Below are 15190 nucleotides of genomic sequence, written 5' to 3'. Positions count from 1 at the left end.
CTTGTGGGGAAATGTCTCACGGGTATGTCATCAGGCGCTTTTCTTAGATGTATTCCTTACGGGTCAAAAAAATTTCTTTCATCAAATTATATCCTCCATGTAAAATCTTTATTGCTAAATATATAGTTATGTGGTTTAAAAAATACTAAAAAAGGAGAGTGCTATTATGAATATGTCTAGCATACCCCTTCAGTATATGAGCAGTGTAAAGCAGGCTCTTGGAATGTCGGTTTTAAGAAAATCAATGAATCAGGACGCGTCCACAGTTTCAGCGCTCATAAGCGGTATTAAGTCTGCCGGTGCACAGGCCATGGAGCATTCCGTAAACCCTCACATAGGAGGCAATGTCGATATAAGAGTTTAATACATGGCACACTCTTTCCCTTCTATTAATAAAATGAAAGAAGAGAATAATATTAGAGTGGTCTTAAAAAATGGAAACATTGCGTTTGGGTTCTTCGGGACCATATGTAAAGCTGATACAAAGCCTTCTCAACAGGATAGGCTACAACGCCGGACCTGTAGACGGCATTTTTGGCAATTCCACAAGAAGGGCTGTCATAAGCTTTCAAACCAATAACGATCTTGTTCCCGACGGCGTTGTAGGTCCCGCCACATGGGACTATTTCATGAGATTTCTGCGTGGATACGATGTTTACACAATCCGCCCCGGGGATACAATGTATAACCTTGCACGCAGGTATTATACTACTTTAAATGCCATACTTACCGCTAACCCGGGAGTTAATCCCAATAATTTAATCGTAGGACAGACAATAATTATACCCTATGGGATTCAGGTGGTATTTACAGATATCGACTATACCTATACAATTATGGAGATTGACATACAGGGCTTAAAGGCCAGATATCCCTTTCTTGAGGTTGGAGTCGCCGGAAAAAGCGTTCTTGGCAAGAATTTATACTACATAAGGCTTGGAAGAGGCCCTAATGAGGTTTTTTACAACGGCTCCCATCATGCTCTTGAATGGATTACCAGCCCCCTGCTTATGAAATTCATAGAAAACTTTTCAAATGCATATGCATCCGGAACCAACATAAGAGGGTACAATGTTCAGGACATATGGAACAGAAGCAGCATATATATAATCCCTATGGTCAACCCCGACGGAGTAGACCTTGTACTGGAAGGAATAAGCCCCGGGAACCCATATTATGAATTTGTAAACAGAATAAACACTACCGGACTGCCCATTTCGAGGGTATGGAAGGCCAACATAAGAGGAGTAGACCTAAACCTTAATTATCCTGCGGAATGGGAAAGAGAGCGTCAGGATGAGATTGCGCTTGGAATTACAGGCCCCGCCCCGGCAAACTATGGCGGCCCTGCTCCGCTGTCCGAACCCGAATCCATGGCAGTTGCCGACTTTACAAGACAGCATAACTTCAGGCTGGTTATAGCATACCATACGCAGGGGAGAGTAATATACTGGCAGTTCATGAATTACGCTCCTCCCGAAGGCCTTGCCATAGCAAGAATTTTTTCAGACCTTAGCGGATACGCCTATTCCGAAGGTCCAAGCGAAGCTTCTTACGCCGGATATAAGGATTGGTTTCTTCAGGAATACAGGCGGCCGGGATACACTATTGAGGTCGGTCTTGGTGTAAATCCCCTACCAATTTCGCAGCTTCCGGGGATATATGCCGAGAATGAAGCCATAATGCTTCAGGCGGCGCTGCTATAATTAAATATATGTTACTCCATTCACATTGCATGACTTTTGGGTTATAATATTGCTTATGGTAAGCATACAAAATACTGTGACATAAAGCCTATTATAAGGAGCTGGTTCGATAATGCCCATAATAAACGGCAAAATAAGGGTATCAGAAATCAAAAACTTAAAAACACCTGATGCCGCAAGATACAGTATAAATTACGGCGTAAGCAAATCCGCCGAAAGGCAAAGGCAAAACAGTCACATTATAATATCTGCATTAAAAATGCAGAGCGACATGCTTCTTTACATAGACAACCTTATGTTCAATTCCATTTCAAAGCAGGGGGAAGCATGTGCCTTAAGCTTTATCAAGTTTTTAGACTCCGAAGGTCTGGACTATCGGTACAGAAAATCGTCTGAAACCTCAAACCAATCTTTTTGGGACAAGATAATAAGCTCCGGCGGGAGGACTTCACATAAGATATACTGCTTTATACCCGACGATGTATGGAGAAACCCAAATCTTATCTTTGCGCTGCCGTTCCACGGTGTGAAATATTATATATGCTCCGGCGGCGCGGATAAGGAAAAGCTTCTTGATGATGCCTATGCAGGATTCATTTCTCAGGAGGAGACAAAAAGCCTGTTTAAGCTTTCTGTATTTGATTGCTGCTCCTATGGGCAAATGGGAATATCAACCGACTCCCTGTCCTTGGAGCAGCTTAAAAACACACTGGAGGTTTAGGGTTTGGGGACACTCCTCGGTTTGGGGACACTCCTCAAAAAAGATTGCGGAGTGTCCCGTAAAATTAAATCTCCCTTTCCAGTATTGCCACACCCTTAGGCTCAATTGAAAGCATTATCTGGGCAGTCTTTCCCGTTATCAGCTCTGAAAAGCACCCGCTCCCCAGATTTATATCAACGGCGAAGTCATTATGGTTCAGCACAAAGGTAAATTCCTTATTCTCCTTAAACCTCTGCGTAAGCTCAACGTTCTCAGGCACATCTAAAGCCGCGCCTATGTCTCCTGCGCCGCATATATATCCAATAAAGTCCTTTAAAAAGTCTTCTTCGGGATCGGATGCAATATAATATGCCCTGCCGTCTCCATACAGGTTCTCGGTAAGAGCCGGGCGGCCGGCATAAAAATCGCTTCCGTACACAGCCAGCTCTCTGGCCCCTTCAAGATGCATAAGATCGCACAACATGCCGCAGCTATATGTTCCCTTCATGGTTCCAAGCTCTTCCTTTATGACAATGCTGTTTTTGGCCTCGGGAAATAATGCGTCTATTTCCTCAACCCATATTCCAAGCAGCTTTCTTAGCTCACCGGGATACCCGCCCAGCGTTACCAGGTCATTTTCATTAACTATTCCGCTGAAGAAGGTTGTTATAAATACGCCTCCTGCTTCAACAAAGCTTTCCAGCCTTTTCGCCGTTCCCGGCTTTACCATATACAATACAGGTGCTATAACAACCTCATATGCTGATAAATCAGACTCAATGCCTATCATATCTATTGAAATATTCATACTGTGCAGGCACCTGTAATATTTCTCTACCTGCTCAAGGTATTTCAGCCTTATGCTTGGTCCGCTGGAAAACTCCACAGCCCACCAGTTATCCCAGTCAAACATTATAGCCGCCTTAGACCGTGCTGTTGATCCAATAAGCTTATCCCCAAGAGCTTTAAGCTCCGCTCCGAGCTTGGCACATTCGTTGAACACTCTGGTGTTTTCGTGTCCTGCATGTGCAATGACGGCACCATGATACTTTTCACATGCACCAAAAGAACGCCTTAACTGAAAAAACATAACCGAATCCGCTCCGTGTGCCACTGCCTGATAACTCCACAGCCTCATAACTCCCGGCCTTTTAAGGCTATTATACTGCTGCCAGTTTTGCTGGCTTGGAGTCTGTTCCATCAGCATAAAGGGCTGTCCATCCTTCAAGCCCCTCATAAGGTCATGCCTCATTGCTACATTGCTGACAGGCTCAACAGCAGACGGATAATTATCCCATGACACCACATCCATACAGCGTGCCCATTTGAAATAGTCCAAAGGCTTGAAGGTACCCATAAGGTTTGTTGTCACCGGTATATCGGGAGTAATCTCTTTGATTGCTTCATATTCGGCTTTATAGCACTGGAGGCTGGAGTCAGACATAAACCTGTTGTAATCGAGAGCTATTCCCTGAAAATTCGTGCATTGCCTTCCGTTGTCCAACCACATTTCATTCAAGTGTGAAGGAGCAACTATCTCATCCCAATCATAGATTGTATGCCCCCAAAAGCTCATATTCCATCTCCTATTGACCTCCTCAATTGTGCCGTAACGCTGTTTTACCCAAGCTCTGAAGCTTGCGGCGCAATTTTCACAATAGCAGTAATTCCCGTATTCATTTGCTATGTGCCATACCGCAAGGCCGGGGTAATCCTTATACCTCTCAGCCAGTTTTTTCGCAAGCGCTGTTGAAAATCTTCTGTACACACTGCTATTGGGACAAAAATTCACCCTTCCTCCGTGAGCGCGCTTATGCCCGTTTATATCAACCGGAAGAATATCGGGATATTTTTTGGACATCCATGCCGGCTGTGCGGCGGTAGAAGTTGCAAGACATACCTTTATTTCATTCTGAGCGACAAGATCCATAACCTTATCCAGCCATTCAAAGTCATACACCTCCTCACTCGGCTGAAGCTTGGCCCAACTGAACACAGGCAGGGTAACTATGTTTATACCCGCTGCCTTGAACATTCTCATATCTTCCTTCCATATTACCTCCGGCCACTGGTCGGGATTATAGTCCCCTCCATAATAAATTACCGGGAAATTCGGATTAAGCATATTTTTACCTCCTGTAAAGCTTATGCAAATTGATTTTAAATATATTATCATTATATCAATGGCGAGGGGTGGCAGGGGGACATTTCTCAAAAATTAGCAATTTTTTTTAAAAATTTACTTAAAACCCCTTTACCAAACTCATGTTCTATGTTAAAATATAGGAAATAGTATGTTAGAAAATATTATATTAAGGAGTCAAATATGCCCAGAAAATCCCGTGAAAAGCACCCCAGTGCCATTTTTCATATAATGTCCCGCAGTGAGTCCGAATTTCTCCTCTTTAGAGATGACGATGACAAGGATTATTACCTCGGGCTGCTTAAGAGATACACCGACAAGTATAAGTGCAGCATTTATGCGTACTGCCTGATGGACAACCATCTGCACCTTCACTTGGACCCAAAGGGCTTTGATGTATCAAAATTCATGCACTGCTTAAACACTGCCTATGTCTGGTACTACAATCATAAGTACAAAAGGCACGGGCATGTGTTTCAGGGCAGGTTTGAGAGCAGAATACTGGATACCGACGAATACAACCTCGCTGTTTCAGCCTACATTCACAACAATCCCCATGATATAGAGGGCTATGCAGGCAGAGAGGAAGCGTACAAGTATTCCTCCTACGGCATATACTTGGGCATACGGAGGGATTTACTCGGACTGGTGGATAAGAGCTTCATTATGAAGCTTTTCAATATAGAGGATCATGAACAGTTTGCAGAAAAATACTTTGGCTTTGTGAGCCACCAAAGGGATGTGGGCAGCTTCAAAAAGCTGAAGAAGAGCCTTTCCACTGCAATACAGTATGAGTATGTGAGCGGAAGAGATATTATTGCACGAAACCTTCCGGCAGCAAAGGTCATTTCTTTTATATCCACCAGTCTTATGCTTCCTAAATGGGCTGGACTGGCTCCTAACGGCAAAAGGAAGCTGCAGGAATTCAGGGCATTCAGCGCCTATGTCTTAAGGGTGCTGTGCGGGCTGGGTTACAAGCAAATCTGCGGCAGCATACACAACATAACCATATCCGGTTGTTCACGCATGTTTGCAAGGGGCTATGATCTGCTCAGCTCGGGCAATCCTATGTACCAAAGCGTGTTCGATGAGCTGGCAGGCTTAAGCGTATAGCGTCTTCCCCCTACACAAAAGGTAAATATCCAAAACTCTTATAAAAACTTTATACTCGTGAATTCACTTCACCATCACCATAGTGAGTCTTATTAAGGATGACTCTCTTTTCTTGTTGCCATATATTTTAAAAATAAATACTATTATATATGTAGCGATAAAGATTTTATATAGAGGATATAACTTGCCGGAAGAAATTTTTATTTGACCCATAAGGAATACCTCCAAGAAAAATGCCGAGTGACAAACCCAAGAGACTTTTCCCCGCAAGGCACTTTTTCGTTGCTATTAAAAATTTCTGCAGGCATTTGTATCCTCTATGATTGTAAAATCTTTATCGTGTCCTATATAGATCTCTAAAAGTTACCACAGAACAGCAATAACTTTTCCGGCACAGGAGAATTCATGAAAACGATTGGTATGAAATGCCCCCTGTGACGTTCCGCTCCCATAACTTTCCGATCTCATGATGTTGCCGCTTTATTTTCAAGAAATGTCCCCATTTGCACATTAATTCTCCCCGGCTTTTGACGGATTGTTGAACCATCGGCATTTGCATTTATATTTACCGTTCCAAGCATCCCCCCTCCCAAGACCTCCGTCTTTTTGTTAAGGTTTAGAGTACCCAGCAGTGAGTGCTCTCCCATAATGAGTCTTACTCCGGGAGTGTTTACCGTAACACTTAAGAAAGCCCCGTCAAGCCTGATTTCTTCCCCTTCTCCTATACCCTGTTCCAGAAAAATATTCCCAAAGGCTATTCCCGGATTTGCATTTTCCCTTATATATGCACGGGATAGTACAATCACATCACTGGTTCTGGTCATTCCAGATGCAGTAAGCTTGAGTAACTGTCCCCCGCCCTTGTCTATAACCACATCACCCATTGTAGAATCCATGATGACTATTTCACTTCCCCCGCAAATTATAGTTCTCCCCATTACAGTGACATTGCAAAGTTCAACAGCTCCATCTCCTATCCCTGAGCCAAGGCAAAGATTTCCCTGTATTATTTTATTCGCAAGCCTTATATTTCCTCTGCTGATTAAAGCATTTCCCTGTATTGCCTCCTCTTCTGTGAGAACTGTCCCCGCTGTCCCCGCCGTCCGTTCCACAATGTCCCGCGCTTCATCCCGTGTTAACGCTTTTGTCGGGCAAAACCTCATGCCGCCGCATTCTCTCATATATCCCGCTTCCACAACAGCGTTTATAATATCCCGGCTCCATAATGGCACCTCATTTGTATCACTGAACTCTCTCTGACAATTTTTAAGCGTGTTAAGGCGCATAAGCCTGTATAATATGGTTGCCGCTTCCTGCCTGTTTATTTTATTGAAGGGCCTGAAGCTTCCGTCTCCATACCCCTTTATGTAGCCCTCCGCTTTAGCCCTTTGCAACTCAGTAATAAAATAATCTCCCGAAGATATATCATTAAAGTCGGCATGTGCTTTTTCCTCAAGCCCAAAGGTACGGTTTACCAAGGCTACAAACTCTATCCGCGTTATCTCTTCACTCCCGTAACACGCTCCCAACCCTTCGGATGCAGCCCGCATACAGTAAAAGCCGTCAGCATATATCAGCAGCAAAATTAATATTAATATGTATGCCCTTTTATTCTTTTCCATTTGAATACCAGCCCTGCTAAATAAATTTTAACAACTCACGCAAAGTATAATATAACTTATTTTACAATAATTGTAAATATATTGCCTGAACTGTCTGGTATTTTAATATTTGATTTGCTAACCAATGAGAGAATTAAAAATTAAATGGATAATATTCCGACATAGCTATTTGAAAGAGTTTTATTAAGAAATTATACTTTGTTAATATCTTTTTAACATATTTAATAAAAATTTAACATACTTTTACCAAAATAATATGTTATACTGATATTGGTACAGCAATAAGCATTAATTTTTTTCATTTTGTTCCTCCTTTGAACATAGAAAAAACTTATTTCATTTGAAGCACTTGATATTATTGGAATTATTTATATTTTATAATTTAGTGCTTTTTTTTTCGCTTTTTATAAGCCTTTTTTGAAATTTAAATTGGAGAATGTTAAGGGACAGGCCTTTCGCCTGCCCCTATTACTTATTGCTGAGGGATAATAAGCACATCCCCTATGTGAAGCTGATTGGGATCCTTAATGCCGTTGGCCTCCATTATTATGGTATATTTCTGGGTATCTTTGTAGTATTTCTGGCTTATGCCCTGAAGAGTGTCCCCAGACACAACCACATGCTGTATGTCCTCGGGCACAGCATCGTCTCCTCCACCTGTGGGCAGACTGCCTTGGGGATCATCCCCACCGTCTTCCGGCGGCATCTTCTCCCCGTCATCCGGCAAATCACCGTCCGGCAGATCGGCAGTAGATACAGAGCTTGACGAGCTGTTCATATTATCGGCAGTCCTATCTTCGCCACCTCCAAACAGTTGTCCATAGAATAACCAAACCAGCACCCCGATTATTATTATACAGACAAGTCCTGAGGCTATATAGGTTAATACGTTTTCTCTTTTTTTGGCCGCCTTGTGCTCAAAGCCTTTTTTGGCCTGACCTGCAGCGGGGACAAAGCTCTCCCTGCTAAAGCCTTCAGGCTCTTCCAGCCTTATTATCATAACGGTCATGCTGCTGCTTGCGTCATGCTTTATAGCCTCCTTTAGAAGCATATTGGCAATATAACCCGTGTCCCTGCGCAGTGAAAGTATTTCATGAAGCTTTTCGTCATCTACGGCATCATAAACGCTGCGGGTACAGATAAGGTATAAATCACCCTCCTCTATATCCTCAATTTTGGCCTTTCCCGCTCCTTTTCTCCTGTCACCCGCATGTGAGCTTATATTCGAAGACAGCTCCTTTAGCTGCTCATTTGTCAGAATTCCCATTTTCAAAAGCTTTTCGGCCTTGTTTTCTTCCCCCGATACGGATTTTAGACTGCCATTCCTTAACGAGAAGATTCTCGTCCTTCCCCTGCTTAAAGAAGCAATTCTTCCCTCGCTTATGAATACGGCAGCACCCGACATTTCTCTCTGCTTACCGGTATTTGACCCAATGTCCATGCTGTAAATCAAATTATCTATTTCATCAAACTTTTCCTTTATCTGAACCAGCTTGCTTTCAATGTCCCCTCCTGTTCCTTTAAGCTGCCTGTCAAGCCTTTTGAGCTCCACAGCCATTGAAACGTGCGTGTTCTTACCGGGGCTTGTCCTGTCCATTCCATCGCTTACTGCAAATATAAATTCCTCACCGCTTTTTTCAAGCGTCACCTGAACATTGTCAGTCTCATGCTCATACATGTATCTTCCGTCAACATAAAAATTATTTGTATTTTCCGAACTCTCCATGCCTGCATGCGAAACCACTGTCGTGCTGATTTTCGTAAGCTTTCCCATAAAAATCTCCTTTACAAGCATTTAAAAATCCAAAGTTAACAATCTGCATCAGTCATGCACCATTTGTCTTAACATGTCTGATCCATGTATATCCTATTCCAATAATATCATAAGCTCCTCTCTCTTTCAACGCAAAAGGCTAATCCTTATTATATTTTTACAAGTAACATAATAACAAATAAATGAATATTATGTTATTAGTTATTCTATTAATACTATAAAATTGAGGAGTGGACTATTATGAAATATTCGCGCGGCGAATTATGCTCAAAGTCTGAATTGGGGTCCATATTAAAGAAATTATCATCCCAGCTTTTGTCAGGCGATCTTCAGGTGGAAGGCCAATACGTTAAAATTCCCGAGGGTTTGGATCTTGACGTAAAAGTAAAATATTCCACAAACGAGGATGGCGGGAGCCTGACCATAAAAATTTCATGGGATTTGCCATGTGATGAAAGAGACACTGAGGAGGATATATAATCCCCGTACTGCCTTAAACTATCAGGCTGTGGGCTTAAGGCTTTTATGTCCGCAGTCTGATGTACAACCTTGAAGGGAGTGATATTTTTGCCTTCAGAAAGCCGGGAGCCTCTGGAAAAGGTTTTAAGCATGTACAATATAAAGGTGCTCGGAATACGAAACGAATCCTATAAGGATAAGAAAGGCGTCTGGTGGATTCAAACCCCGGAGGGACATAAGATATTGAAAAAGGTTTCAAGCTCCGAGGATACTCTTAAGTATACGCTTTCTGCAGTAGAGCATCTTATGCACAATGGCATAAACATACCCGCTGTAATTAAAACCGTTGATGCAAGGCCATATGTAAATATTGACGGAAGCTGCTATACTCTTTCTCAAGCAATAGAGGGCAGGAATCCAAGCTATAGCATCCCACAGCAGTTGAAAGCTGTTGTAAAGGAGCTTGCAAAATTCCATAAGGCCTCCATCGGCTTCTCGCCTCCTTCCTGCTGTAAGCCCAAGATGCACCTCGGAACATGGATAGAGGATTACGGCAGGCAGCTTGAGGATATGGGGAGCTTTTATAAAACCAAGCTGCTATCGGGGCCAAGGGATGAGTCAGGCAGTTTTATAGCCGATGAATTTCCCTCATTTTCATTCAGGGCCGAAAGGTCGATAAATGGCCTTAAGGGCAGCGAGTACCGCGACTGGACAGAAAAGACAAGAAGCTTAGGAGGTCTATGCCATCAGGATTTTGCGGCAGGCAACCTGTTTCTTTCCGGCTCGGGAAAGGTCTATGTCATAGACACTGATTCCATTACAATGGATATCCCTGCAAGAGACATCAGAAAGCTTCTTAACAAGGTAATGAAGAAAAAAGGGAAATGGGATGCAAGCCTGACCGCAGACATCTTACGGTACTACCAATCCGAAAACCCCCTGACACTATCACAATGGCAGGTTGTCAAGCTGGATATAATGTTCCCTCATCTGTTTTTGGGAGCTATGAATAAATATTGCTATAAAAGAGAAAAGGATTGGACGGGGGAAAATTATTTAAAAAGGCTGAGGGATGTAACGAGTATTGAAAAAACTATTAATCCCATACTGGAAGGCTTCGATTCCCTTGTTCCAAAAAGCAGCTTATGAAAGGATGGTAATGGTGGATAATGAGTTTTCAGAATCGAATAATGCTTTAAACAAGCTGGCCTGTGAGGTGCTGCTTAAATATAATATTGAGGTTGAAAATATATCGGTTATACAAAGCGGAACTATAAAAACAGTGTGGAAGGTTAAAGCAAAATCAGGTATGCTGTGTCTTAAAAGACTTAGGCATACTTACGATAAGGCAGTATTTTCTGTAAATGCCCAGATTTACATAAGAGGCTTGGGAGGAAATGTTCCCCAGGTTGTTAAAACCTCCGACGGACAGGCGATAGTTAAGCATAATGAGCAGCTTTTTGTTCTTTATGAGTGGCTTCACGGCAAGCCCCTGGCCTTTTCCGGCACCCCCGAGCTGCTTTCAGCCATAGAGGGTCTGGCCAGCTTCCATTTGTATTCAAAGGGATATAAGCCGCTACCCTCTGCAAAAATATCCTCTAAGCTCGGAAAGTGGCCCTCACAGTATGATTCTATGAAAAGAAGGCTTATGGAATGGAAGGAAATATCAAAGAGTATATCTCTTCCTTATCATACAACATATTTTAAGCAGGCAGATCCCGTAATAAGCGTTGCCGGCCAGGCCATGGAGCTGCTGTCAAGGTCAAATTACGGTAGTATTGCATACGATGCCTCAAGCTCGGCGGTTCTTTGCCATCAGGACTATGGCAAGGGCAATGCCGTGATGACAGATAAGGGGGTTTATGTAATAGATTTAGACGGCGTGACCTTTGATCTTCCCGTCAGGGATTTGAGAAAAATAATAGGGAAAACATCACAGGGCAAGGGGCAATGGGAGGCCGCTGTAATAAGCAATATTCTGCGCTGCTATACTAAAATCAATCCCCTTAATTCAGATGAAAAAAAGCTGCTGTATATAGATATGTTGTTTCCGCACTGGTTCTTCGGCCTGGTTAAAAACCTTTTTCAGAATAATAAGCCTCTAAAGCCTTCTGAAATTGAAAAAACGGCAAGGCTGGAGCTTTCTAAGGTTCCGCTGCTGATTTCTCTGCTTAATGAGGAGGGAATGATTTGAAAATTGCAATGATATGCACAGAAAAGCTTCCTGTTCCGCCTATTGCGGGAGGAGCGGTTCAAATATATATAGAGGGAATTCTCCCCTACCTTTCGTGGCTGAACGATATAACGGTTTATGGGATACAATATGAGGGGCTTGCCTCAGAAGAAACAAAGTATGATGTAAGGTATATAAGGCTTCCCGCAAAAACCGCCTCTGAGTACGTGAAAAATTTAAGAGCCGCCCTGCAGGCAGAAGACTATGACCTTATACATGTCTTCAACAGGCCTTTATGGATTCTTTCCCTAAGCGAGGCACTTACTGATGCTAAATTCAGCTTAAGCCTTCACAATGAAATGTTCCACCCTGAAAAAATAAGCAATCACGACGCCGTTAAATGCATAGAAAGGGTTGAATTTATAAATACCGTAAGCAAATTTATAGCGGACAGTGTGATAAAAAGCTACCCTATGGCTGCTCCAAAGCTCAACGTCGTTTACTCGGCAGCCGACATCTCACTGTATTCCCCTCCATGGACAGAGCGTGGAATTTTAAACAAAAGGCTGCTGAAGGAAAGATACGGCCTCAAGGGCTATAAGACGGTGCTGTTTGTAGGCAGGCTCAGTGTTAAAAAGGGCGTTCATATATTAATGAAGGCAATGAAGAGGGTAATGCTCGATCATCCCAAGACAGCCCTGGTTATTGTAGGAAGCAAATGGTATGGGGGCAATAAAACCGACGACTACACCCGCAGCCTGCATACTTTGTCGAAGGAGCTTGCAGGGCCGGTCATATTTACAGGCTTTGTACCTCCGTCCCAGATTCCGGCCTTATATAATCTCGGTGACATTTTTGTGTGCCCGTCACAATGGGATGAGCCCTTAGCGAGGGTTCATTATGAAGCCATGGCTTCCGGGCTTCCTGTAATAACCACCAACAGAGGCGGAAATTCGGAGGTAGTACGCGGCTATGGAAACGGCCGCGTAATAAATGATTATAATAATCCCGACGCCTTTGCAAGCTGTATAAATTATCTCCTCGACAATCCGCAGAAGCGTACCGAAATGGGGCACAAGGGCAGGAAATGTGTAGAGGAGAGGTTTAACTGGGAGAGAGTTTCCAAAGAAGTGCTCAAGACCAATATACCCCGTAAGACAATAACATAAAACATATCTCAAAGAGGAGCTGTAGGTATGAATATTTCAATTGTAGGCACAGGATATGTAGGGCTTGTAACAGGAACATGCTTTTCAGAGCTTGGAGCAAATGTGGTATGCATGGACACGGATGAAGTAAAGATCAGTAAGCTTAAAAAAGGTATTATTCCGATATATGAGCCGGGACTTACCGAGCTTGTAGAAAGAAATTATCCCGGAAGGCTGCGCTTTACCTCTCTTATAAGTGATGCTGTAGCTCACGGGGATATTATATTTATTTCGGTGGATACTCCAACACTTGCAGACAACACCTCCGATCTCACAAACATATACAATGCGGTAAGGGATATAGCCCTTTGCATGACCGGCTATAAGGTAATTGTGAATAAAAGCACCTCACCTGTAGGCACAGGGCAGTCTATAAAAAGAGAAATACAAAGCATTCTTAAAATGCAGGGAAAACCGTTTGATTTTGATATGGTTTCGAACCCTGAATTCCTGCGTGAGGGCAATGCCGTTGTGGATTTTATGTGCCCCGACAGAATAGTTATAGGGGCGGAAAGCATCAAGGCACTGGAAATAATAGAGGAGCTGTACGCCAGACAGGCAGCTCTGGGCATTCCTCTAGTGTCAACGGATATAGAAACCGCAGAAATGGTAAAATATGCTTCAAATGCCTTTTTGGCGGCGAAAATAAGTCTCATGAATGAGATAGCCAATCTGTGTGAGCTGTGCGGCTCAGATGCCGGCATAGTATCAGAGGCTGTAGGCCTGGACAAAAGAATAGGCAGGCATTTCCTCAATCCCGGCCCAGGCTTTGGGGGAAGCTGCTTCCCTAAGGATTTGAGGGCAATGCTTGGAATAGCAAAGGACAATGGGTATACCCCTAAAATAATAAAAAGTATTATTGACGTAAATGAAGAGCAAAAGGTTCTTATGTTCCGCAAAATAAAAAAGACCGTTGGAAGGCTTAAAGGCAAAACGGTAACAGTTCTGGGGCTATCCTTTAAGCCGGGCACCGACGATATAAGAGAATCCCCCTCGATAGCTATTATAAGAAAGCTTTTAGACGGCGGGGCGAAAGTAAAGGTCTATGACCCTCAGGCTATGAAAAACACACAAAGTCAAAATCCCGACCTGAATGTGCAGTACTGTCAAAACACATTTTCCGCCAGCATAAAAACCGATTGTATAGTGCTGGCAACCGAGTGGGATCAGTTTGTATGCCTCGATTTTGATCATCTTAAAAAGCTTGTCCGCACCCCGGTATTTGTAGATTTAAGAAATGTCTATAATTCCGATGACGTTAAAAAATACGGCTTTTCATACACGGGAGTAGGAAGATCATGAGCTCGGTATTAGTTACGGGAGGAGCGGGGTTTATAGGGTCAAATCTATGTGAAAGGCTGCTGGCTTGTGAATATGAGGTAATAAGCCTGGATAATTTCAACACCGTCTACAGCCCCTCGATTAAAAGGCAAAATATCATAAAGGCTGAGAGCAATCCGCATTACCTTTCCATAGAAGGAGATATTCTGGACACCGGACTTCTTACGGAATTATTTAACAGCTTTGCTATTGACACAGTGGTGCATCTGGCCGCTTTGGCAGGTGTGAGGAGGTCAATTTCCAATCCCCTTGAGTATGTTGATGTTGACATAAAAGGAACTGTAAATGTTTTGGAGCTGTCGGTAAGAAATAAAGTAAAAAAATTCATATTTGCCTCCTCCTCTTCAGTGTATGGCAAAGGCCCAAGACCTTTTTCCGAACAGCATACGGCAGACCTTCAGCTGTCGCCCTACGCGGCCTCTAAAGCTTCAGGGGAAAGCTTTTGCAAAACCTATAACGCATTATATGGCATACCTATAATATGCCTCAGGTTTTTTACCGTTTACGGGCCCAGGCAAAGACCTGAAATGGCAATACACAAATTCACAAGGCTTATAAATGACAGCAGGCATATTGAGATATTCGGAGACGGATTAAGCTCAAGGGATTACACTTATATAGACGATATTACAGACGGTATAATATCTGCAATAAATTTCGACTGCAATTTTGAAATATTCAATCTGGGCAGTTCAAATCCGGTATCTCTTAACCGGTTGACTGATATAATAGGTAAAAGCCTCGGCAAGCCGGTGTATAGGCGGTATATGCCCTATAACCCCGGCGATGCCCGGCACACCCTCGCCGATATATTAAAAGCCGGGACTTTGCTGGGATATAACCCTAAAACAGGCATATGTGAAGGTATAATGAAGTTTGCAGAGTGGTATTTGAGATATGTCTGATGCCGGGCCGCTTATTGCTTCAAAAAAAATAGCTATTAGAGAAATA

General features: G+C 43.0%; 13 protein-coding genes. 10 read left to right on the top strand and 3 right to left on the bottom strand.

Going from position 1 to position 15190, the window contains the following annotated elements:
* Nucleotides 1-166 precede the first annotated feature (166 nt).
* From DFR58_RS16220 to DFR58_RS16210, 3 genes are all read left to right on the top strand, one after another.
* Nucleotides 167-364 carry a YjfB family protein gene (locus tag DFR58_RS16220; protein ID WP_114298903.1) on the top strand — a complete coding sequence of 66 codons (198 nt, stop codon included), beginning with the start codon at nt 167-169 and terminating at the stop codon, nt 362-364.
* Nucleotides 365-434: 70 nt separating this feature from the next.
* Entirely contained in the window at nt 435-1706 is a 1272-nt protein-coding gene (locus tag DFR58_RS16215) for a M14 family metallopeptidase (RefSeq protein ID WP_114298902.1), read from the top strand.
* Between the two features lie 112 nt (nt 1707-1818).
* Entirely contained in the window at nt 1819-2427 is a 609-nt protein-coding gene (locus tag DFR58_RS16210) for a hypothetical protein (protein ID WP_114298901.1), read from the top strand.
* Nucleotides 2428-2491: 64 nt separating this feature from the next.
* On the opposite strand, the gene DFR58_RS16205 is transcribed toward DFR58_RS16210, so the two are convergent.
* Nucleotides 2492-4531, bottom strand: a complete 2040-nt coding sequence (locus DFR58_RS16205; protein ID WP_114298900.1) for a beta-galactosidase — start codon at nt 4529-4531, stop codon at nt 2492-2494.
* Nucleotides 4532-4732: 201 nt separating this feature from the next.
* Between DFR58_RS16205 and DFR58_RS16200 the strand changes: the two genes are divergently transcribed.
* Nucleotides 4733-5662, top strand: coding sequence for a transposase (locus DFR58_RS16200; RefSeq protein WP_114298899.1), 930 nt, complete (start codon nt 4733-4735; stop codon nt 5660-5662).
* A 464-nt stretch (nt 5663-6126) separates the two neighbouring features.
* Here the strand turns inward: DFR58_RS16200 and DFR58_RS16195 are convergent, their stop codons facing one another.
* Together DFR58_RS16195 and DFR58_RS16190 are read right to left on the bottom strand one after the other, a co-directional pair.
* Complete coding sequence (locus tag DFR58_RS16195; protein ID WP_114298898.1) at nt 6127-7284, bottom strand: S-layer homology domain-containing protein; 1158 nt, start codon at nt 7282-7284, stop codon at nt 6127-6129.
* 472 nt (nt 7285-7756) lie between these two features.
* A complete protein-coding gene (locus DFR58_RS16190) occupies nt 7757-9058 on the bottom strand; it encodes a LysM peptidoglycan-binding domain-containing protein (protein ID WP_170138190.1) in 1302 nt (433 codons plus the stop codon).
* 240 nt (nt 9059-9298) lie between these two features.
* Between DFR58_RS16190 and DFR58_RS16185 the strand changes: the two genes are divergently transcribed.
* From DFR58_RS16185 to DFR58_RS16160, 6 genes are all read left to right on the top strand, one after another.
* The gene (locus DFR58_RS16185) at nt 9299-9538 is read left to right on the top strand and encodes a transcription initiation factor IIE (RefSeq protein ID WP_114298896.1); all 240 of its coding nucleotides are present in this window, start codon (nt 9299-9301) and stop codon (nt 9536-9538) included.
* A gap of 87 nt (nt 9539-9625) precedes the next feature.
* A complete protein-coding gene (locus DFR58_RS16180) occupies nt 9626-10666 on the top strand; it encodes a CotS family spore coat protein (protein WP_114298895.1) in 1041 nt (346 codons plus the stop codon).
* Nucleotides 10602-11711, top strand: a complete 1110-nt coding sequence (locus tag DFR58_RS16175; protein WP_242987680.1) for a CotS family spore coat protein — start codon at nt 10602-10604, stop codon at nt 11709-11711. Before DFR58_RS16180 ends, DFR58_RS16175 begins: the two co-directional genes overlap by 65 nt.
* The gene (locus DFR58_RS16170) at nt 11708-12859 is read left to right on the top strand and encodes a glycosyltransferase family 4 protein (RefSeq protein WP_114298894.1); all 1152 of its coding nucleotides are present in this window, start codon (nt 11708-11710) and stop codon (nt 12857-12859) included. Before DFR58_RS16175 ends, DFR58_RS16170 begins: the two co-directional genes overlap by 4 nt.
* 27 nt (nt 12860-12886) lie before the next feature.
* Nucleotides 12887-14200: a UDP-glucose dehydrogenase family protein gene (locus tag DFR58_RS16165; RefSeq protein ID WP_114298893.1), complete on the top strand. Its 1314-nt coding sequence runs from the start codon at nt 12887-12889 to the stop codon at nt 14198-14200.
* Nucleotides 14197-15144, top strand: a complete 948-nt coding sequence (locus DFR58_RS16160; protein WP_114298892.1) for an NAD-dependent epimerase/dehydratase family protein — start codon at nt 14197-14199, stop codon at nt 15142-15144. Before DFR58_RS16165 ends, DFR58_RS16160 begins: the two co-directional genes overlap by 4 nt.
* Nucleotides 15145-15190: the final 46 nt, after the last annotated feature.

The sequence above is a fragment of the Anaerobacterium chartisolvens genome (genome assembly GCF_003337415.1).
GTDB classification, from domain to species: Bacteria; Bacillota; Clostridia; order Acetivibrionales; family DSM-27016; genus Anaerobacterium; species Anaerobacterium chartisolvens.
Note: the sequence above shows the minus strand (reverse complement) of the source record. Positions and strands in the feature narration are given on the sequence as shown.